The sequence below is a fragment of the Bacillus sp. SRB3LM genome, from assembly GCF_015712745.1.
In the GTDB taxonomy this organism is placed as follows: domain Bacteria; phylum Bacillota; class Bacilli; order Bacillales; family Bacillaceae_G; genus Bacillus_A; species Bacillus_A thuringiensis_K.
This window is the reverse complement of the sequence record NZ_VWVQ01000008.1, coordinates 695,256-716,683: the sequence shown is the minus strand read 5'-3', so window position 1 is coordinate 716,683 and position 21,428 is coordinate 695,256. Positions and strand designations below refer to the sequence as shown.

Genomic DNA, 21,428 nt, shown 5'->3' with positions numbered 1-21,428 from the left:
AAATTAAAGGGTATGAGCCCAGTACAATACCGGGCTCATACCCTAGAGGCTGCCTAATGAAACGACCTGTCTAACTTTCGGGGGTCACTTCATAATAGTGAGGCTCTTTTTTACTTGTTTTATATAAGGGATTTGAGTAGTTTCTCTTAGAATGCCTATGATAGAATATATAAGGTGAAAGAGAGCGATTACAGATGCTAATTGGTACTCAAATAAAATGCAATAAAGAAAATAATGTGACGGGGTGTGAGAATCTTGAATGATGTTGTACAAGTTCCTGTTACGGATGTAAAGGGGATCGGAGGAGAAACATCTGAGTTACTACATGAGATGGGTATTTATACAGTTTCTCATCTATTAGAACATTTTCCGTACCGTTATGAAGATTATGCGATGAAAGATCTTGCTGAAGTAAAGCATGATGAACGTGTAACGGTTGAAGGAAAGATTCATAGTGCTCCTTTGCTGCAATATTATGGTAAGAAGAAATCGCGTTTAACAGTTCGTGTTCTCGTCGGTCGTTATTTAATTACGGCGGTATGTTTTAATAGGCCTTACTATAAGCAAAAATTAAAGTTAGATGAAACGGTAACGATTACTGGTAAATGGGATCAACATCGTCAAACAATTGCTGTATCAGAACTTCATTTTGGGCCGGTTGTACGTCAACAAGAAGTGGAACCTGTTTATTCAGTAAAGGGGAAACTTACAGTAAAACAGATGCGTCGTTTTATTGCTCAAGCGTTAAAGGAATATGGAGATTCTATAGTCGAAGTGTTACCGGATGGTTTGTTAGGGCGATATAAATTATTACCAAGATATGAAGCGCTTAGGGCATTGCATTTTCCGGTAGGACAGGAAGATTTGAAGCAAGCGCGTCGCCGTTTTGTATATGAAGAATTTTTCTTATTTCAGCTGAAAATGCAAACGCTCCGGAAAATGGAGAGGGAAAATTCAAAAGGGACCAAGAAAGAGATTCCGTCAGTAGAATTACAAGAATTTATCGATGCACTGCCGTTTCCATTAACGGGTGCACAGCGCCGAGTTGTAGATGAAATTTTGAAAGATATGACATCTCCTTATCGGATGAACCGACTATTGCAAGGTGACGTTGGTTCTGGGAAAACGGTTGTTGCTGCGATTGGCCTTTATGCATCGAAATTAGCTCATTATCAAGGTGCTTTAATGGTTCCTACAGAAATTTTAGCTGAGCAACATTATCAGTCGCTTGCTGAAACGTTTTCGCATTTTGGTATTAAGGTGGAACTGTTAACAAGTTCTGTTAAAGGTGCGAGACGTCGAGAAATTTTAGCGAAGTTAGAACAAGGAGAAATAGATATTCTTGTTGGAACGCATGCCTTAATTCAAGATGAAGTTATATTTCATAGGTTGGGTCTCGTTATTACAGATGAACAGCATCGATTTGGTGTAGCGCAGCGCCGAGTTTTACGGGAGAAAGGTGAAAGTCCAGATGTATTATTTATGACAGCGACACCAATTCCGCGTACGCTTGCGATTACTGCATTTGGAGAGATGGATGTTTCGATAATCGATGAGATGCCAGCAGGTAGAAAGGTGATTGAAACATATTGGGCAAAACATGATATGTTAGATCGCGTTCTCGGTTTTGTTGAAAAGGAGATAAAAAAAGGAAGACAGGCATACGTTATTTGTCCTCTAATTGAAGAATCTGAGAAACTTGATGTGCAAAATGCTATCGACTTACATAGTATGCTGACGCATCATTACCAAGGGAAATGCCAAGTTGGATTGATGCATGGGAGATTATCGTCTCAGGAAAAAGAAGAGATAATGGGACAGTTTAGTGAAAATAAAGTGCAAATTCTTGTATCGACAACAGTTGTTGAAGTAGGTGTGAACGTACCGAATGCGACTGTAATGGTTATTTATGATGCAGAACGTTTCGGTTTATCGCAGCTTCATCAGCTTAGAGGGCGTGTCGGCCGTGGTAGTGAACAATCATATTGTTTATTAATAGCAGACCCTAAATCAGAAACAGGGAAAGAAAGAATGCGCATAATGACTGAAACAAATGATGGATTTGTATTGTCAGAAAAAGATTTAGAATTACGAGGTCCTGGAGATTTCTTTGGGAGTAAGCAAAGTGGCTTACCAGAATTTAAGGTTGCTGACATGGTACATGATTATCGAGCGTTAGAAACAGCAAGGCAAGATGCGGCGATACTAGTAGATTCAGAAGCGTTTTGGCACAATGATCAGTACGCTGCCTTGCGTACGTATCTTGATGGGACAGGTGTGTTCCAAGGAGAGAAGCTCGATTAAAGGGAGTCAACAAAAGTTTTTGTTGCATTCTACTTTTAATGATTATATACTACTGTTAGTACCTAGTCATAAAAATGGATGGTGCGGTATGAAAAAAAGAAGAAGTAAAAAAGAAAGACAAGAGTTATTACAACAAACAATCGAATCAAATCCTTTTATTACGGATGAAGATTTAGCGGAAAAATTTCAAGTGAGTATACAAACAGTACGACTTGATCGTATGGAATTGTCTATTCCTGAATTAAGAGAGAGAATTAAACATGTAGCTACAAAGCAACATGAAGAAGATGTGAAATCTTTACCGTTAGAAGAGGTTGTTGGAGAAATTATTGATATTGAATTAGATAGACATGCAATCTCTATCTTTGAAGTAAAGGTAGAACATGTATTTAAAAGAAATCAAATTGCCCGTGGGCATCATCTGTTTGCGCAAGCAAACTCACTAGCTGTTGCGGTTATTGATGAAGAATTAGCTTTAACTGCAAAGTCTACCATTCGATACATTCGCCCTGTAAAATTAGGGGAGCGTGTTGTTGCAAAAGCGCGCGTTGAAGATGTAGAGAATGATAAGGGACGGACGGTTGTCAAAGTGCGTAGCTTCGTTGGAGAAGAACTTGTTTTTACAGGCACTTTTGAAATGTATCGATCTAGTAATTATAGTGAGGAAGGTAACAACTTATGAAAATCGCAATAGATGCAATGGGCGGAGATCACGCTCCAAAGGCTGTAGTATTAGGGGCAATGAAAGCTATTAAGGAATATCCTGATTTACATATTACGTTAGTAGGGAAAGAAGAGGAAATTCGTCAATACTTAACGAGTGATGAACGAATTACTATTCTTCATACAGACGAAAAAATAGAATCAACGGAGGAACCGGTAAGAGCGGTTCGTCGAAAAAAACAAGCTTCAATGGTGCTTGCGGCACAACAAGTAAAGGATGGAGAAGCAGACGCTTGTATATCCGCAGGTAGTACAGGAGCTTTAATGGCAGCTGGATTATTTGTAGTCGGTCGTATGGAAGGAATTGAGCGACCAGCTTTATCGCCTACAATGCCAACTGTAGATGGAAAAGGTTTTGTTATGTTAGATGTTGGAGCAAATGTTGATGCAAAACCAATTCATTTATATCAATATGCAGTAATGGGATCTGTTTATGCTGAGAAGGTAAGAGGAATTGAAAATCCTCGCGTTGGACTATTAAACGTTGGAACAGAGGATGGAAAAGGAAACGAGCTTTCAAAGCAAGTGTTTGCAATGCTTAAAGATGCGCCAATTAATTTCGTTGGGAACGTTGAATCAAGAGATTTATTGCAAGGTGTAGCAGATGTTGTTGTATGTGATGGTTTTACAGGGAATGTAGCGTTGAAATCATTAGAGGGAACAGCACTTGCGCTATTCTCTATGTTGAAAGAACAACTAATGAGTTCGTTTACGAGTAAATTAGCAGCGGCGGTATTAAAACCAAAACTTATGGTATTAAAAGATAAAATGGATTATTCGGAGTATGGAGGAGCTGCATTATTTGGATTGAAAGCACCTGTCATTAAGGCTCACGGTTCTTCTAATGACCAGTCGATATTTAGTGCGATTCGTCAAACGAGAGAAATGGTAGCGAAAGAAGTAATTCCTACGATTTCAAGCGTAATGGAGAAAGAGTCACTCCAATAAGAGGAGGATTTGAAATGGGAAAAATAGCATTTCTTTTTCCGGGCCAAGGTTCACAGGCAGTTGGAATGGGTAAACAATTAGCAGAGAATAATAAAGAGGTTGCAAAAGTGTTTGCAAAAGCAGATGAGGTGTTGCAAGATTCACTTTCAGAAGTGATTTTTGAAGGACCGCAGGAAAAGCTTACATTAACAACAAATGCGCAGCCTGCATTATTAACAACGAGTTTTGCTATTTTGACAGCTTTGAAAGAGTATGACATTACACCTGACTTTGTCGCTGGTCATAGTTTAGGCGAATATAGCGCTCTTGTAGCAGCTGGTGCATTAACTTTTGAAGATGCTGTATATGCTGTAAGGAAACGCGGGGAATATATGGAAGAAGCTGTTCCGGGTGGGGAAGGCGCAATGGCAGCTATATTAGGTGCTGATCCACATATGCTGAAACAAGTTACAGAAGAAGTAACAAGTGAAGGATATGCAGTGCAAATCGCTAATATGAATAGTACGAAGCAAATTGTAATTTCTGGAACGAAGCAAGGCGTAGAGGTTGCCTCTCAAAGAGCGAAAGAAAATGGTGCAAAGAGAGCGATTCCACTAAAAGTAAGTGGGCCATTCCATTCTTCACTTATGAAGCCGGCAGCTGAGAAGTTCCAAAGTGTTTTAAATGAAATTACAATTCATGACACGAATATTCCTGTTATTGCAAATGTTACGGCGGAAGTTATTACACGTGGTGCAGACATTCAAGAAAAGTTAATCGAACAGCTTTATTCGCCTGTATTATGGTACCCGTCTATTGAATATATGGTGAACCAGGGAGTAGATATATTTATTGAAATTGGACCTGGAAAAGTACTTGCTGGACTTATGAAGTCAATTGATTCATCAGTAAAAGCATATGCGGTATACGATGAAGAGACATTAAAAGATACCATTTCAAATTTGAGAGGAGAAAACTGATGTTAAAAGGGAAGGTAGCATTAGTAACTGGCGCTTCACGTGGAATTGGTCGCGCGATTGCGATCGATTTAGCGAAACAAGGGGCAAATGTAGTAGTAAATTATGCTGGTAATGAACAAAAAGCAAATGAAGTAGTAGATGAAATTAAAAAATTAGGTTCTGATGCAATTGCGGTAAGAGCAGATGTTGCAAATGCTGATGATGTTACAGATATGGTGAAACAAACAGTAGATACATTTGGACAAGTTGATATTCTTGTAAATAATGCTGGTGTAACGAAAGATAATTTATTAATGCGTATGAAAGAAGAAGAATGGGATACAGTTATTAATACAAACTTAAAAGGTGTATTCTTATGTACAAAAGCAGTATCTCGTTATATGATGCGTCAACGTCATGGTAGAATTATAAATATCGCTTCTGTTGTTGGTGTTATAGGAAACCCAGGACAAGCTAACTATGTTGCTGCTAAAGCGGGTGTTATTGGATTAACAAAAACATCTGCAAAAGAGTTAGCAAGTCGAAATATTACAGTGAATGCAATTGCGCCGGGCTTTATTGCGACTGATATGACGGATGTACTAGATGAGAATATTAAAGCCGAAATGTTAAAAGTTATTCCAGCTGCTCAATTTGGTGAAGCGAAAGATATCGCGAATGCTGTAACGTTTTTTGCTTCTGATCAAAGCAAATATGTTACAGGTCAAACGTTAAATGTTGATGGCGGTATGGTAATGTAATAAAAGAATCGATTTCACCTAGTTTTTTTGGTTAATATTTAATATAATATTTGAGGGGAGGTGAATGGAATGGCAGATGTTTTAGAGCGCGTAACAAAAATCATCGTTGATCGTTTAGGAGTAGAAGAGACTGAGGTAGTACCAGCTGCAAGCTTCAAGGAAGATTTAGGAGCAGACTCCCTAGATGTAGTAGAACTTGTAATGCAATTAGAAGATGAATTCGAAATGGAAATTTCGGATGAAGATGCTGAAAAGATTGCTACTGTTGGCGATGCTGTGACTTACATAGAGAGTCATCTATAATGCTTAAGTGAAGTCCCGTTTTTTAGCGGGGCTTTCTCGGCTTATATCTGGAGGGACCTATGCCGTACCGAAAATATAGAGAAAAAAAATACGAAACAAAATATCGTGAAGCATTTAAAGTGTTTCAAGAAAAGATAGGTATTACGTTTACGGATGAAAAATTATTGATTCAAGCATTTACGCATTCATCGTATGTGAATGAGCATCGAAAAAAACCGCATGAAGATAATGAGCGTCTTGAATTTCTTGGAGATGCAGTATTGGAACTGACTGTATCGCAGTATCTGTTTCAAAAATATCCGACAATGAGCGAAGGAGAGTTAACAAAACTACGTGCAGCTATTGTATGTGAGCCATCTCTTGTTCGTTTTGCGAACGAATTGTCATTTGGTAGCCTTGTTTTATTAGGAAAAGGTGAAGAAATGACAGGTGGACGTGAACGACCAGCTTTATTAGCGGATGTCTTTGAAGCGTTTATTGGTGCCCTTTATCTTGATCAAGGGCTAGAAACAGTTTGGGAATTCTTAAAAGAAATTGTATATCCGAAAATTAATGAGGGTGCTTTTTCTCATGTGATGGATTATAAGAGTCAGTTGCAAGAATTGATTCAGCGTGATGGCAGTGGCAATGTTGAGTATCAAATTTTGCAAGAAAAAGGACCAGCTCACAATCGAGAATTTGTGTCACGTGTTACGTTAAATAACGTAGCTTTAGGTCTTGGTAGTGGTAAGTCAAAAAAAGAAGCAGAGCAACAAGCTGCTGCAGAAGCATTGAAAAAATTAAAAGAACAACTATAAGGAATCCCCCTTTGAATGAGGGGGATTCCTTGTGCATAGAATGAAACTTTCTTTTTGTTTATAAAGAAAAAGAAGGTAAATCCGTATAATACTTGTTTTTGTATAGAGAACATTTATAAAGACGGAGAATAGGAGGAAGGCCTTTCGTGTTTTTAAAAAGATTAGAAATAGCAGGGTTTAAGTCTTTTGCTGAGCGTGTATCTGTTGATTTTGTCCCAGGTGTAACTTCTGTAGTAGGACCTAATGGAAGCGGGAAAAGTAATATTACTGATGCAATTCGCTGGGTACTTGGTGAACAATCTGCAAAATCATTACGTGGTGCAAAGATGGAGGATATTATTTTTGCAGGCAGTGATACGAGGAGAGCGGTTAATGTTGCTGAAGTAACAATAACTTTAAATAATGAAGATCAACGTTTACCAATTGAATACAATGAGGTGTGTGTAACACGTCGTGTATCTCGTTCAGGTGATAGTGATTTTTATATTAATAAACAATCATGTAGATTGAAAGATATTATTGATTTATTTATGGACTCTGGTATGGGAAGAGAAGCTTTTTCGATTATTAGCCAGGGGAAAGTTGAAGAGATTTTAAGTAGTAAGTCAGAAGAGCGTCGAGGTGTATTTGAAGAAGCGGCAGGCGTACTAAAATACAAACTTCGCAAAAAGAAAGCTGAAGGTAAATTAGCAGAGACACAAGAAAACTTAAATCGTGTGCAAGATATAATTCATGAATTAAGTAGTCAAGTAGAACCTTTAGAAAGACAAGCTTCTATTGCGAAAGATTATCTTGAGAATAAAGAAGAATTAGAGAAAGTAGAAGCTGCGCTTATTGTGCATGAAATTGAAGAATTGCATGAGAAATGGGAAGCGCTTCGAAATCAGTTTGGGCATAATAAAAACGAAGAAGCTAAAATGTCAACGAATTTACAAAAAAGTGAAGAAGAGCTTGAGGAATTACGAGGACAATTACAAGCGGTAGATGAGTCTGTAGACTCGTTACAAGAAGTACTTCTTCTTTCTAGTAAAGAGCTAGAAAAACTTGAAGGACAGCGCGAGTTGTTAAAAGAGAGAAAGCAAAATGCTACGACGCATTGTGCGCAACTTGAGCAGTTAATTGTTGAATTAACAGAGAAAGCTAAAAGTTACGATGGTGAGATTGATTCAAGTACAGAAGCTTTAATGCAATTTGTGAATGAAGTAAAAGAGTTGGAGCAAAAATTGCATGATAATGAGCAATTACTTGCTACTTTTGCTGACAATTTAGAGGAACAGATTGAGAATTTAAAAGGTGACTATATTGAGCTTTTAAATCAACAAGCTAGTCATCGTAATGAATTATCTATGATTGAAGAACAATCTAAACAACAAAACTCTAAAAATGAACGCCTTGATGAAGAAAATGCGAAATATGTAGAAATGCGTATGGAAATTACAGCGAAAAAGACGAAACTTGTAGAAAGTTACGAACAAGCGAAAGAAAAAGTAGCTGGCATTCTCTCAAACATACAGAAGACAGAGGCGGCGCTTGGGAAATGTAAGACGCAGTATAGTGAAAATGAAACAAAACTGTATCAAGCATATCAATTTGTGCAACAGGCACGTTCTCGAAAAGAAATGCTTGAAGAGATGCAAGAAGATTATTCTGGATTCTATCAAGGTGTACGTGAAGTATTGAAAGCTAGAGAAAATAGGTTGCAAGGTATCGAGGGGGCTGTTGCGGAACTGTTAACGGTACCGAAAGAATACGAAGTTGCAATGGAAATCGCTCTAGGTGCAGCGATGCAACATATTGTTGTACAAACAGAGGAGCATGCTCGTAATGCGATTGCATTTTTAAAGCAAAATAAACATGGACGTGCAACGTTTTTACCGCAAGCTGTTATTAAAAGCAGATCAGTATCATTTGAGCAATTACGCATTGCAAATCAACACCCATCGTTTGTAGGTGTGGCGGCAGAACTTGTGCAGTACAATAATAAATATGAAAATGTAGTTTCAAATTTATTAGGTACTGTTATTGTTGCAAAAGATTTACGCGGGGCGAATGAGTTGGCGAAACAACTACAATACCGTTATCGCATTGTAACAATCGAAGGTGATGTAGTGAACCCTGGCGGTTCTATGACAGGTGGAGCGGTAAAACAGGCGAAATCTTCTTTATTAGGACGTCAACGTGAGCTAGAAGAGTGGACGAACAAGTTAACTGATATGGAAGAAAAAACGACGAAGTTAGAAAACTTTGTTAAAGCAGTAAAGCAAGAAATTCAAGAAAAAGAAGTACAAATACGCGAACTGAGACAAAGTGTAGAGGTAGAGCGTGTAGAAGAACAGAAATTAAGAGAAGAAATTAGTCGCTTAGAATTAGAAGAACATCGTATTAATGATCGTTTATCAATTTATGATTTAGAGATTGAAGGGTTCTTACAAGATCAAGTGAAAATGCAAGGGCGTAAAGAAGAGCTAGAAAAGATTTTAGCGACCCTTCAAGTGGAGATTACGGAATTAGATAGTAACATTGCAGCTTTAACGAAACAAAAAAGTGAGCAGCATTCTTCGAAAGAAAAAGTTCAAAAAGAAATGACAGAGTTAAAAGTGTTAGCAGCTGAAAAGCAACAACGCTTATCTAACCAAAAAGAAAAAGTTGAACGATTGACGAAGGAAAAAGAAGAAACAGATGCAACGCTTGTTAAAACGAAAGAGGACTTAGCATTCTTAAAACAAGAAATGACATCGAACTCAAGTGGTGAAGAGCAAATTACGAATATGATTGAGAAGAAAGCATACGATCGTAATCAAACTTCAGAGTTAATTCGCTCTCGTCGTGAACAACGTGTATCGTTACAAGAGAGAGTAGAACAGTTAGAGCGTAATCTGAAAGAGACCACAGGTAAACATAAATACATTCTTGAGATGTTGAAAGATCAAGAGGTGAAAATTAACCGACTTGATGTAGAGTTAGAAAATAGATTACAACATTTACGTGAAACATATACAATTTCATTTGAAGCGGCAAAACTAAAATATACAATGACAATGCCTGCAGAAGATGCGCGTAAGAAAGTAAAATTAATCAAATTATCCATAGAAGAGTTAGGTACAGTGAACCTAGGGGCAATTGATGAATATGAACGTGTAGCGGAGCGTCATACATTCTTACTAGAGCAGAGAGACGACCTAGAAGAAGCGAAAGCGACATTGCACCAGCTTATTACCGAAATGGATGAAGAAATGAAAAAACGCTTTTCTACTACGTTTGAAGGCATTAGAATGGAGTTTCAATCGGTATTCTCTGAATTATTTGGAGGCGGTAGAGCGGATTTAGTAATGACTAATCCAGAGGATTTACTAAATACAGGTATTGATATTGTAGCACAACCGCCAGGGAAGAAACTGCAGAACTTAGGTTTACTTTCAGGTGGAGAGCGTGCCTTAACAGCAATTGCGCTTTTATTTGGTATTTTAAAAGTACGCCCAGTACCATTCTGTGTACTAGATGAGGTAGAGGCGGCCCTTGATGAGGCGAATGTAGCTCGTTTTGCACAGTATTTAAAGAAATTCAGTGATGAGACGCAGTTTATTGTAATTACACATAGAAAAGGTACAATGGAAGAGTCTGATGTGTTGTACGGTGTAACAATGCAAGAATCGGGGGTATCTAAACTTGTTTCGGTTCGTTTAGACGCCGGAGAAGAACTTATTGCAAGTGAATAGGAAGGATGGGAAAGTATGAGTTTTTTTAAAAAACTAAAAGAAAAAATTTCAAAACAAACGGATACAGTTACAGAGAAATTTAAACAAGGATTAGAAAAAACGAGAAATTCATTTGCGGATAAAGTGAATGATTTAGTGTATCGTTACCGTAAAGTGGACGAAGATTTCTTCGAAGAGTTAGAAGAAATCTTAATCGGTGCAGACGTTGGCGTTGCGACGGTAATGGAATTAATTGACCAATTGAAAGAAGAAGTACAACGTCGTAACATTCAAGATCCAAAAGAAGTACAAGCTGTTATTTCAGAAAAACTAGTAGGAATTTACAAAGGTGACAGCGATTTTAGTAACGAAATTAATATGCAAGAGGACCAATTAACGGTTGTTTTATTTGTTGGTGTTAATGGTGTAGGAAAAACGACGACAATTGGTAAACTGGCGCATAAGTTTAAATCAGAAGGTAAGTCAGTCCTATTGGCGGCAGGAGACACATTCCGTGCTGGAGCGATTGAACAATTAGAAGTATGGGGCGATCGCGTTGGTGTAGAAGTGATTAAACAAGGATCAGGGTCTGACCCAGCAGCGGTTATGTATGATGCTGTACAAGCCGCAAAAGCACGTAACGTAGACGTATTATTATGTGATACAGCAGGACGTTTGCAAAATAAAGTGAACTTAATGAAAGAGTTAGAGAAGGTAAAGCGTGTAATTGAGCGTGAAGTACCAGGTGCTCCTCATGAAGTATTGCTTGTTATTGATGCAACAACAGGACAAAACGGTTTAAGCCAAGCGAAAACATTTCGTGAAGCAACGAATGTAACTGGTATTGTTTTAACGAAGTTAGATGGAACTGCTAAAGGTGGTATTGTATTAGCGATTCGTAACGAAATGGATGTACCGGTGAAGTTTGTTGGATTAGGGGAGCAGATGGATGACTTGCAGCAGTTTGATCCAGAACAATATGTGTATGGTTTATTTGCGAACTTAGTAGAAACAGAAGAAGTATAAGCGAAAGAAGCGGTATTTCCGCTTCTTTTTCTACAAAAAATATATGATGTTAAGAAAAAAACTTGACACTCTTTTGGACTACATGTAAACTAATTCATGTAAAGGGAAATCACTTAACAAAGGATGATCCAACATGCTCGAAAAAACAACGAGAATGAACTATTTATTTGATTTTTATCAATCGTTGTTAACGCAAAAACAAAGAAGTTATATGTCGCTTTATTATCTAGATGATTTATCTCTTGGTGAAATTGCGGAAGAATTTGATGTAAGTCGCCAAGCCGTGTATGATAACATTAAACGGACTGAAGCGATGCTTGAAGAATATGAAGAAAAATTAGTATTACTTCAAAAGTTTCAAGAGCGACAGCGACTTGTTGCAAAGCTAAAACAGCTAATCAGCGAAGAAGAGCATGTGAATGAAGAAATGAAACAAGTTGTTGAAGCTATCGAAAAATTAGATTAGGAGGGCGGCAATATGGCATTTGAAGGATTAGCCGACCGACTTCAACAGACAATGCAAAAAATCCGCGGCAAAGGAAAAGTTTCTGAAGCCGATGTGAAAGAAATGATGAGAGAAGTTCGTCTAGCTCTTTTAGAAGCGGATGTTAACTTTAAAGTAGTAAAAGATTTTGTGAAGCGTGTGTCTGAACGTGCTGTCGGACAAGATGTAATGAAAAGTTTGACACCTGGACAACAAGTAATTAAAGTTGTACAGGAAGAACTTACAGAACTTATGGGCGGAGAGCAAAGCAAAATTGCTGTTGCTAATAAGCCACCGACTGTTATTATGATGGTTGGTCTGCAAGGTGCGGGTAAAACAACGACGACAGGTAAGCTTGCGAATTTGCTTCGTAAAAAGCATAATCGTAAACCGATGCTTGTTGCAGCGGATATTTACCGTCCAGCAGCGATTAAACAGCTTGAAACATTAGGGAAGCAATTGGACATGCCTGTATTTTCTTTAGGAGATCAAGTAAGTCCTGTTGAAATTGCGAAACAAGCGATTGCAAAAGCAAAAGAAGATCATCACGATTATGTTTTAATCGATACAGCGGGTCGCCTGCATATTGATGAAGAATTAATGGATGAATTAGCGAAAGTGAAAGAAGTTGCGAAACCGGATGAAATTTTCCTTGTTGTCGATGCGATGACCGGGCAAGACGCGGTAAATGTTGCACAAAGTTTCCATGAACAGTTAGGTTTAACAGGTGTTGTATTAACGAAATTAGATGGTGATACGCGCGGTGGTGCTGCATTATCTATTAAGGCTGTAACAAACACGCCGATTAAATTTGCTGGTATGGGTGAAAAACTAGATGCAATTGAAGCGTTCCATCCAGAGCGTATGGCATCCCGTATTTTAGGGATGGGCGATGTCTTAACGTTAATTGAAAAAGCGCAAGCTACAGTTGATGAAGAGAAAGCAAAAGAACTTGAGCAAAAAATGCGTACGCTTTCGTTTACGCTTGACGATTTCCTAGAACAACTTGGACAAGTGCGCCAACTTGGGCCGCTTGATGAATTGTTAGGAATGCTTCCTGGTGCAAATAAAATTAAAGGGCTGAAAAATGCGCAAGTTGATGAAAAACAAATTGGGCATATTGAGGCAATTATTCGTTCTATGACTAAATTAGAACGAGAACAACCGGAAATAATCAATGCTAGTCGCAAAAAGCGCATTGCCAAAGGTAGCGGTACAACTGTACAAGAAATCAATCGTCTAATTAAGCAATTCGATGACATGAAAAAAATGATGAAGACGATGACGGGAATGCAAAAAGGTAAGAAAAAAGGACTAGGTGGATTGAAGTTTCCATTCATGTAAGGAAAAAAAGATGGCTCTGTTAAGAAAAAATACTTTACAAAGCAATAGTCTTTTTGCTAATATAATTATCTGTGTGAAATAAATTCGGAGGTGCTTTATAAATGGCAGTTAAAATTCGTTTAAAACGTATGGGAGCTAAAAAAACTCCTTTCTATCGTGTAGTTGTTGCAGATTCTCGTTCTCCTCGTGACGGACGTTTCATTGAGGAAATCGGAACTTACAATCCAGTTGCTCAACCAGCTGAAGTTAAGATCAACGAAGAAGCAGCATTAAAATGGTTAGGAAATGGTGCTAAACCATCTGATACAGTTCGTAACTTATTCTCTAACCAAGGTATCATGGAGAAATTCCACTTATCTAAACAAGGTAAGTAATTGAGGCAATGACTATGAAGAAGTTAGTCGAGACGATTGTCAAGCCTCTTGTCGATTATCCTGAAGATGTAAAAGTTACACAGGAACTTTGCAACGGAGAGATAAAGTATCGATTAACTGTACATCCTGAGGATGTTGGAAAAGTCATTGGAAAGCAAGGGAGAGTTGCGAAGGCGATTCGAATGCTCTTGTATTCAGTGGGACATCATAATGATGAAAAAGTAACACTGGAAATTCAATAAACGTAAAAAGGGCGAGGAGTTATTCCTCTCCCTTTTTTAACATTTAAATAGAGATTGCATGTTCCATCTGTGAAATGGAGATGCTTAATTTATATAGAAACCAGGGGTGACATACTATTTATGACAAAATGGTTTAACGTAGGGAAAATTGTAAATACTCATGGCGTAAGAGGAGAAATCCGTGTTATTTCTCGTACTGATTTTCCAGAAGAGCGATATAAAGTAGGAAATACGCTATACATATCGAATGAGAAAGGCACAGACTATCTTCCGGTGAAGGTAACTTCTCATCGCCAACATAAGACATTCGATTTATTAACATTTGAAGGATATAACAATGTAGATGAAGTAGAGAAGTTTAAAGGTTCTTTAATAAAAGTACCAGAAGAGCAGTTAGGCGAACTTGCTGAAGGTGAATACTACTATCATGAAATTATTGGTTGCAGTGTTGTAACGGAAGAAGGAGAAGCGCTAGGGACAATCAAAGAGATTCTATCTCCTGGTGCAAATGATGTTTGGGTAATTAAACGCCCGAAGGGTCAAGATCTCTTAATTCCTTATATCGATGACGTTGTACTTCAAGTTAATATTGAAAATAAATTAGTAACCATTCATGTAATGGAAGGGCTGCTATAATGAAAATTGATATTTTAACGTTGTTCCCAGACATGTTTACCGGTGTATTTGGATCTTCTATATTAAAGAAGGCGCAAGAAAAAGAAGCGGTAAACCTTCGTGTTGTTAACTTTCGTGATTATACAACAAGTAAGCACAATAGCGTAGACGATTATCCTTACGGCGGAGGAGCTGGTATGGTGCTTACTCCTCAGCCTATTTTTGATGCTGTAGAAGATTTGACGAAAGAGACAGAGCGTAAGCCGAGAGTTGTCTTAATGTGTCCGCAGGGCGAAAGATTTACGCAGAAGAAAGCGGAAGAGCTTGCAGGGGAAGAACATTTAATCTTCGTATGTGGGCATTATGAAGGATATGACGAACGAATTCGTGAGCATCTTGTAACGGATGAGATTTCTATTGGTGACTATGTATTAACGGGCGGAGAATTAGCCTCTATGGTTATTACTGATAGTGTGGTACGTCTCTTGCCGGGTGTGCTAGGAAATCATGCTTCACAAGTAGAGGATTCGTTTAGTACAGGTTTATTAGAGCATCCTCATTATACACGTCCAGCTGATTTTCGTGGTATGAAGGTACCGGATGTATTAATGTCAGGGAATCATAAAAACATTGATGAATGGCGACATAAGGAATCTTTGCGCCGAACGTATACGCGTAGACCTGATTTATTAGATGAGAGAGAGTTATCTAAACAAGAGAAAAAATGGCTTGAGGAAATAAAGCGAGAGCAGTAATAACTTCATATATTTGCTATTGCAACAGGCTTAGTAATATGCTATTATAACATTTGTGCTACTGAAATCAGTAGCCGTATTAACGATGTTCCGCTGTAATTTATTAAGACTTTATAAGAGCATCTGTTTAAAGGAGAGAATTTAATATGCAACAATTAATCGCAGAAATTACAAAAGGCCAATTAAAAACTGACCTTCCTTCATTCCGTCCTGGTGACACTTTACGTGTACACGTAAAAGTTGTTGAGGGAACTCGTGAAAGAATTCAGCTTTTCGAAGGTGTTGTAATTAAACGTCGTGGTGGCGGAATCAGTGAAACATTCACAGTTCGTAAGATTTCTTACGGTGTAGGTGTTGAGCGTACATTCCCAGTTCACACGCCAAGAATCGCGAAAATCGAAGTACTTCGCCGTGGTAAAGTACGTCGTGCTAAGTTATACTACTTACGTAACCTTCGCGGTAAAAAAGCACGTATTAAAGAAATTCGATAAGACATGTATGGGAGCTTGTAAATGCACAAGCTCCCTTTTTCCAATCTATATGAAATTTTGGTATAATACGAGCAGTTTACATAACCGTGGAGGGGAAATGCATGAAAAAAGAGAAGAGTTCACTTTGGGAATGGATTAAAGCAATTTTGATTGCTGTTGTATTAGCTGGTGTTATTAGACAGTTTTTCTTTGCGCCAATTCTCGTAGACGGGGTATCGATGGCACCTACTTTACATGATCGTGATCGAATGATTGTGAATAAAATTGGTTATCACATTGGAGATCCAAAACGCTTTGATATTATCGTATTTCGAGCAACAGAAGATAAAGATTACATTAAGCGTATTATAGGCCTGCCAGGCGATGAAATAGAGTATCGTAATGATAAACTGTATGTTAACGGAAAGGCTTATGAGGAGCCGTATTTAGACAAGCAGAAAAAGCAAATTGCTGACGGACCGCTTACATATGATTTTAATCTTGAAGAAATGACAGGCAAGAAAACCGTTCCAAAAGATCAATTATTTGTTTTAGGTGATAATCGTCGTTTTAGTAAAGATAGCCGTTCAATCGGTACGATTTCAATGGATCAAGTAATTGGTAAAGCTAATATGTTATATTGGCCGTTAGAAGACGCACGTATTGTGAAATAAATGAAAAAGAAGGTGGCAACATGGTAATTCAATGGTTTCCAGGGCATATGGCGAAGGCTAGACGCCAAGTAACGGAGAAATTAAAATTAATTGATGTTGTAATTGAACTTGTAGATGCTCGATTACCATTATCATCTCGAAACCCAATGATTGATGAAATCATTACACATAAGCCAAGGCTTGTTGTTTTAAATAAAGCGGATATGGCGGATGATCGTTTAACAAAACAATGGATCGCATATTTTAAAGAAAAAGGCCATATGGCAATTTCGATTAACGCGCAAGCTGGACAAGGTATGAAGGAAATTGCAGCAGCTTGTAAAGTGCTTGTTAAAGAAAAATTTGATAAAATGGTTGCAAAAGGTATTAGACCGAGAGCGATTCGTGCATTAATTGTAGGTATACCAAATGTTGGTAAATCTACATTGATTAATAAATTGGCAAAGAAAAATATTGCTAAAACAGGAGATCGTCCAGGTGTGACAACAGCTCAACAATGGATTAAAGTTGGGAAGGAAATGGAATTGTTAGATACACCAGGTATTCTGTGGCCTAAATTTGAAGATCAATTAGTGGGTCTTCGTTTAGCGACAACGGGTGCAATTAAAGATTCAATTTTAAATTTACAAGATGTAGCTGTTTACGCATTACGTTTTATGGAGAAACATTATCCAGAACGCTTGAAAGAACGCTATAATTTAAATGAGATTCCAGAAGATATCGTGGAATTATTCGATGCAATTGGAAAAAATAGAGGCTGCTTAATGGGCGGCGGAATGATTGATTATGATAAGACATCTGAGCTTGTGCTTCGTGAGCTTCGTGGTGGCAAACTTGGAAAAATGACGTTTGAAACACCGGAAGAGTTTGCAGAGCAAGTAGAAGATGTGGAAAAAATAGAAGAAGTATAAGACGTGCGTTTGTGCGTCTTTTCTTTTTGGATATGTTTAAAAAGGAGCTTGTATAAATGCAAACTATGACGATAAAAGAAGCGGAAAATGTATTGAAAGAAATTATGAATGAAGAAGATGATCGCTTTCAACTGTTAATGAAAGATGATCGAAAAGGTGTTCAAAAGCTCGTTTTGAAGTGGTATAAACAAAAAGAGTTAGAACAGAAAGAAAAAGAGAAGTTTTTTGAAATGTCCAAGTATGAAAATGCTTTGCGTGAAAAAGGGGTCACATATATTGCGGGTATTGATGAAGTAGGGCGCGGGCCATTGGCTGGGCCTGTTGTGACGGCAGCTGTCGTTCTTCCTGAGGATTTTTATATTCCAGGGTTAAATGACTCGAAAAAGTTGAGTGAAGCGAAACGTGAGCGTTTTTATGATGAAATAAAAGTACAAGCAATTGCAATTGGAGTAGGAATTGTATCACCGCAAGTTATTGATGACATTAATATTTACCAAGCAACGAAACAAGCGATGTTAGATGCAGTTGCAAATTTATCTTGTACACCCCAACATTTATTAATTGATGCGATGAAGCTTCCTACACCAATTCCGCAAACATCAATTATTAAAGGTGATGCGAAAAGTGTTTCGATTTCAGCAGCATCCATTATCGCAAAAGTAACGAGAGATCGTATGATGAAAGAACTGGGAGAGAAGTATCCTGAATATGGATTTGAGCAACATATGGGATATGGCACAAAGCAACATTTAGAGGCAATTGAAGTGCATGGAGTACTAGATGAACACCGCAAGTCATTCGCACCAATTAAAGATATGATTCAAAAATAAGCTGTAAATATACAGCTTATTTTTTTATTTTGGCATATAAACATTACTATTTTCGAAAAAGAATAAAGCGATTTCAGTTTTCTGACACTTTATTGTAGACAGCGTGCCAATCATCTTATACAATGGCAATGTAATGTTTTTTAAACATTAAAAAACTTTTCGAGTAAAACAGGAAAACAGGGGAGGATGGGACCATGAATATCCATGAGTACCAAGGTAAGGCAGTCCTTAGAAGCTATGGGGTTAGCGTTCCGAACGGGAAGGTTGCATTTACAGTAGAAGAAGCTGTAGAAGCAGCGAAAGAATTAGGAACAGATGTATGTGTAGTGAAAGCACAAATTCACGCTGGTGGACGCGGCAAAGCTGGCGGAGTAAAAGTTGCAAAAAATTTAGATGAAGTTCGTACATATGCAGAAAGCATTTTAGGAACTACACTTGTGACACATCAAACAGGTCCTGAAGGTAAGGAAGTAAAACGCTTACTTATCGAAGAAGGTTGCGATATTAAAAAAGAATATTATGTAGGTCTAGTTTTAGATCGTGCAACTTCTCAAGTTGTTTTAATGGCGTCTGAAGAAGGCGGAACAGAAATTGAAGAAGTAGCAGAAAAAACACCTGAAAAAATCTTTAAAGAATATATTGATCCAGCAGTAGGCTTACAAGGTTTCCAAGCGCGCCGAATCGCATTTAACATCAATATTCCAAAAGAGCTTGTAGGACAAGCTGTGAAGTTTATGATGGGCTTATATCGTGCGTTTATCGAAAAAGATTGCTCTATCGCTGAGATTAACCCACTTGTTACAACAGGTGAAGGTAAAGTTATGGCATTAGATGCAAAATTAAACTTTGATTCTAATGCATTATATCGCCATAAAGACATTTTAGAGCTTCGTGATCTTGATGAAGAGGATTCAAAAGAAATTGAAGCTTCAAAATACGACTTAAACTACATTCCTTTAGATGGAAATATCGGTTGTATGGTTAATGGTGCAGGTTTAGCGATGGCTACAATGGATATCATTAAACATTACCACGGTGACCCAGCTAACTTCTTAGATGTTGGTGGCGGTGCAACTGCAGAAAAAGTTACAGAAGCATTCAAAATTATCCTTTCTGACAAAAATGTAAAAGGTATCTTCGTTAACATTTTTGGTGGCATTATGAAGTGTGATGTTATTGCAGAAGGTGTTATTGAAGCAACGAAACAAGTAGGTCTTGAGTTACCTTTAGTTGTACGTCTTGAAGGTACAAACGTAGAACTAGGTAAGAAAATTTTAAATGAGTCTGGCTTAAATATTGTTGCAGCAGAATCTATGGCAGACGGTGCACAAAAAATTGTTTCACTAGTGGGCTAATAGAAAGCGGGGGAGAAAAATGAGCGTATTAGTTAATAAAGATACAAAAGTTATTGTTCAAGGTATTACAGGTTCTCAAGGTTTATTCCATACAAAACAAATGATTGAATACGGTACGAAAATTGTCGGTGGTGTAACACCAGGTAAGGGCGGCACTGATATTGAAGGTGTACCAGTATTTGATACAGTAGAAGATGCAGTGAAAGCAACAGGCGCAAACGCTTCAGTTGTATACGTTCCACCCGCTTTTGCGGCAGATGCAATTATGGAAGCTGTTGATGCAGAAATTGATTTAGTAGTATGTATTACTGAAGGGATTCCTGTATTAGATATGGTAAACGTAAAGAGGTATATGGCGGGTAAACATACACGTTTACTTGGACCAAACTGCCCAGGTGTAATCACACCGGATGAATGTAAGATTGGTATTATGCCAGGATATATTCATAAAAAAGGTCATGTTGGTATCGTATCTCGCTCTGGTACATTAACGTATGAAGCTGTACATCAGTTAACACAAGAAGGTATTGGCCAATCTACTGCTGTAGGTATCGGCGGAGACCCTGTTAACGGTACAGACTTTATTGATGCTTTAAAAGCATTTAATGAAGATGAAGAAACACATGCTGTAATTATGATTGGTGAAATCGGCGGTACAGCAGAAGAAGAGGCAGCTGAATGGGTAAAAGCTAATATGACAAAACCTGTTGTAGGGTTCATTGGTGGTCAAACAGCGCCTGCTGGCAAACGTATGGGCCATGCTGGTGCAATCATTTCTGGCGGTAAAGGGACTGCTGCTGAAAAGATTAAAACAATGGAAGCTTGTGGCATTAAAGTAGCTGAAACTCCAGCAGTTATGGGAGAAACGCTAATCTCTGTTTTAAAAGAAAAAGGTTTATTTGAGACTTGTAAAAACTATTAATCTGTTGAAAGACACCTTCTTACTTGAGGGTGTCTTTTTAGACTTTTTCTGTTTACATAATAAAAATTATGGGTAAGGAGAATCAAGATGAAAAGAGAGAGATTATTACATCTTCATTACTTGCTAGCAGATTATTGGAAAGCGATGGAGAGGCTACTATATGTCGATCCAGAATTAGAGAACATATATAATTTTAACGAAAAACAAATGGAATACTACACTGGAATATCCTCGAAAAAATCTGCAGAACTAGTAAAATTTCTTCAAAGTTCAAGTCTTCCGCAATATATATCGTATTTAGAGAAAAATCGTATTTTTTATATAACGATATGGGATGAAAATTATCCACAATTATTACATGAAATACAAGACCCCCCCTTCGTTTTATATGGAAAAGGAGAGGGAAATTTCCTGAATAAAGTAAATAAATTAGCGGTTGTTGGAACGAGAGAACCATCATTATATGGTCATGAGAGTTTGAAGTTTATTTTACACCCTTTATTAGAAAGAGAGTGGCTTATTGTCAGTGGGTTTGCAAAAGGGATAGATACAATGTCTCATGAGATTACAGTAAGGCATCATTGCCCGACTATTGCGGTATTAGGGCACGGATTGTCTTTTATGTATCCGAAAGAAAATAGACATTTATATGAAATGTGGAAGGAATATATATTGTTATTGACAGAGTATCCGCCGCACTATGCACCGAAAAAATGGTATTTTCCAAAAAGGAACCGGATTATTAGTGGCATAAGTAAAGGTGTTTTAGTTGTAGAAGCGAAATCAAGAAGTGGAACACTTATTACTGCAGACCTTGCGTTAGAGCAAAATAGGGAGGTGTTTGCGCTTCCTGGACCTATATTTATAGAGGGGGCATCGGGAACGAATCATCTTATTCAACAAGGAGCAAAACTAGTAAGAAATGCAGAAGATATCTTGGAAGAGATTTTAAATTAA

Annotated in this window: 22 protein-coding genes; all 22 read left to right on the top strand. The window is 37.8% G+C overall.

Features of this window, described 5'->3' with window-relative positions; all coding sequences use genetic code 11:
• Positions 1 to 255 precede the first annotated feature (255 nt).
• The 22 genes from recG (at position 256) to dprA (ending at position 21,428) form a co-directional block, all read left to right on the top strand.
• On the top strand, positions 256 to 2,304 hold the full coding sequence (recG, locus tag F3I02_RS10520) for an ATP-dependent DNA helicase RecG (protein WP_001000812.1): 2,049 nt from the start codon (positions 256 to 258) through the stop codon (positions 2,302 to 2,304).
• Between the two features lie 88 nt (positions 2,305 to 2,392).
• Positions 2,393 to 2,986, top strand: coding sequence for a transcription factor FapR (fapR, locus tag F3I02_RS10515; RefSeq protein WP_000747349.1), 594 nt, complete (start codon positions 2,393 to 2,395; stop codon positions 2,984 to 2,986).
• A complete protein-coding gene (plsX, locus tag F3I02_RS10510; RefSeq protein WP_074593585.1) occupies positions 2,983 to 3,975 on the top strand; it encodes a phosphate acyltransferase PlsX in 993 nt (330 codons plus the stop codon). The genes fapR and plsX overlap by 4 nt, the downstream gene beginning before the upstream one ends.
• A gap of 14 nt (positions 3,976 to 3,989) precedes the next feature.
• The gene (gene fabD, locus F3I02_RS10505) at positions 3,990 to 4,934 is read left to right on the top strand and encodes an ACP S-malonyltransferase (protein ID WP_196477922.1); all 945 of its coding nucleotides are present in this window, start codon (positions 3,990 to 3,992) and stop codon (positions 4,932 to 4,934) included.
• Complete coding sequence (gene fabG / locus F3I02_RS10500; RefSeq protein WP_000911771.1) at positions 4,934 to 5,674, top strand: 3-oxoacyl-[acyl-carrier-protein] reductase; 741 nt, start codon at positions 4,934 to 4,936, stop codon at positions 5,672 to 5,674. Before fabD ends, fabG begins: the two co-directional genes overlap by 1 nt.
• 69 nt (positions 5,675 to 5,743) lie before the next feature.
• Positions 5,744 to 5,977: an acyl carrier protein gene (acpP, locus tag F3I02_RS10495; protein WP_000786062.1), complete on the top strand. Its 234-nt coding sequence runs from the start codon at positions 5,744 to 5,746 to the stop codon at positions 5,975 to 5,977.
• Between the two features lie 59 nt (positions 5,978 to 6,036).
• Positions 6,037 to 6,774, top strand: a complete 738-nt coding sequence (gene rncS / locus F3I02_RS10490) for a ribonuclease III (RefSeq protein WP_001146875.1) — start codon at positions 6,037 to 6,039, stop codon at positions 6,772 to 6,774.
• Positions 6,775 to 6,920: 146 nt separating this feature from the next.
• On the top strand, positions 6,921 to 10,490 hold the full coding sequence (gene smc / locus F3I02_RS10485) for a chromosome segregation protein SMC (protein ID WP_196477921.1): 3,570 nt from the start codon (positions 6,921 to 6,923) through the stop codon (positions 10,488 to 10,490).
• A 15-nt stretch (positions 10,491 to 10,505) separates the two neighbouring features.
• On the top strand, positions 10,506 to 11,495 hold the full coding sequence (gene ftsY / locus F3I02_RS10480; protein WP_196477920.1) for a signal recognition particle-docking protein FtsY: 990 nt from the start codon (positions 10,506 to 10,508) through the stop codon (positions 11,493 to 11,495).
• 133 nt (positions 11,496 to 11,628) lie between these two features.
• Positions 11,629 to 11,961, top strand: a complete 333-nt coding sequence (locus F3I02_RS10475; RefSeq protein ID WP_000891062.1) for a putative DNA-binding protein — start codon at positions 11,629 to 11,631, stop codon at positions 11,959 to 11,961.
• A 12-nt stretch (positions 11,962 to 11,973) separates the two neighbouring features.
• The gene (ffh, locus tag F3I02_RS10470) at positions 11,974 to 13,323 is read left to right on the top strand and encodes a signal recognition particle protein (RefSeq protein WP_000863460.1); all 1,350 of its coding nucleotides are present in this window, start codon (positions 11,974 to 11,976) and stop codon (positions 13,321 to 13,323) included.
• Positions 13,324 to 13,424: 101 nt separating this feature from the next.
• Positions 13,425 to 13,697 carry a 30S ribosomal protein S16 gene (gene rpsP, locus F3I02_RS10465; RefSeq protein WP_000268750.1) on the top strand — a complete coding sequence of 91 codons (273 nt, stop codon included), beginning with the start codon at positions 13,425 to 13,427 and terminating at the stop codon, positions 13,695 to 13,697.
• Positions 13,698 to 13,711: 14 nt separating this feature from the next.
• Positions 13,712 to 13,939 (top strand): KH domain-containing protein, encoded by a 228-nt coding sequence (locus F3I02_RS10460; protein ID WP_000737401.1) that lies wholly within the window; start codon positions 13,712 to 13,714, stop codon positions 13,937 to 13,939.
• A gap of 120 nt (positions 13,940 to 14,059) precedes the next feature.
• Positions 14,060 to 14,575, top strand: coding sequence for a ribosome maturation factor RimM (gene rimM / locus F3I02_RS10455; RefSeq protein WP_000170278.1), 516 nt, complete (start codon positions 14,060 to 14,062; stop codon positions 14,573 to 14,575).
• Positions 14,575 to 15,309, top strand: a complete 735-nt coding sequence (trmD, locus tag F3I02_RS10450) for a tRNA (guanosine(37)-N1)-methyltransferase TrmD (protein ID WP_000686903.1) — start codon at positions 14,575 to 14,577, stop codon at positions 15,307 to 15,309. Before rimM ends, trmD begins: the two co-directional genes overlap by 1 nt.
• Positions 15,310 to 15,455: 146 nt before the next feature.
• Positions 15,456 to 15,800 (top strand): 50S ribosomal protein L19, encoded by a 345-nt coding sequence (rplS, locus tag F3I02_RS10445; protein ID WP_001186516.1) that lies wholly within the window; start codon positions 15,456 to 15,458, stop codon positions 15,798 to 15,800.
• A gap of 101 nt (positions 15,801 to 15,901) precedes the next feature.
• On the top strand, positions 15,902 to 16,453 hold the full coding sequence (gene lepB / locus F3I02_RS10440) for a signal peptidase I (RefSeq protein WP_000711853.1): 552 nt from the start codon (positions 15,902 to 15,904) through the stop codon (positions 16,451 to 16,453).
• Positions 16,454 to 16,473: 20 nt separating this feature from the next.
• Entirely contained in the window at positions 16,474 to 17,364 is an 891-nt protein-coding gene (gene ylqF / locus F3I02_RS10435; protein WP_000236702.1) for a ribosome biogenesis GTPase YlqF, read from the top strand.
• A gap of 56 nt (positions 17,365 to 17,420) precedes the next feature.
• Positions 17,421 to 18,194 carry a ribonuclease HII gene (locus F3I02_RS10430; protein ID WP_001194265.1) on the top strand — a complete coding sequence of 258 codons (774 nt, stop codon included), beginning with the start codon at positions 17,421 to 17,423 and terminating at the stop codon, positions 18,192 to 18,194.
• 194 nt (positions 18,195 to 18,388) lie between these two features.
• Complete coding sequence (gene sucC, locus F3I02_RS10425; protein WP_001020791.1) at positions 18,389 to 19,549, top strand: ADP-forming succinate--CoA ligase subunit beta; 1,161 nt, start codon at positions 18,389 to 18,391, stop codon at positions 19,547 to 19,549.
• Between the two features lie 19 nt (positions 19,550 to 19,568).
• Positions 19,569 to 20,471: a succinate--CoA ligase subunit alpha gene (sucD, locus tag F3I02_RS10420; RefSeq protein WP_000115178.1), complete on the top strand. Its 903-nt coding sequence runs from the start codon at positions 19,569 to 19,571 to the stop codon at positions 20,469 to 20,471.
• Between the two features lie 87 nt (positions 20,472 to 20,558).
• Complete coding sequence (gene dprA / locus F3I02_RS10415) at positions 20,559 to 21,428, top strand: DNA-processing protein DprA (RefSeq protein ID WP_163051393.1); 870 nt, start codon at positions 20,559 to 20,561, stop codon at positions 21,426 to 21,428.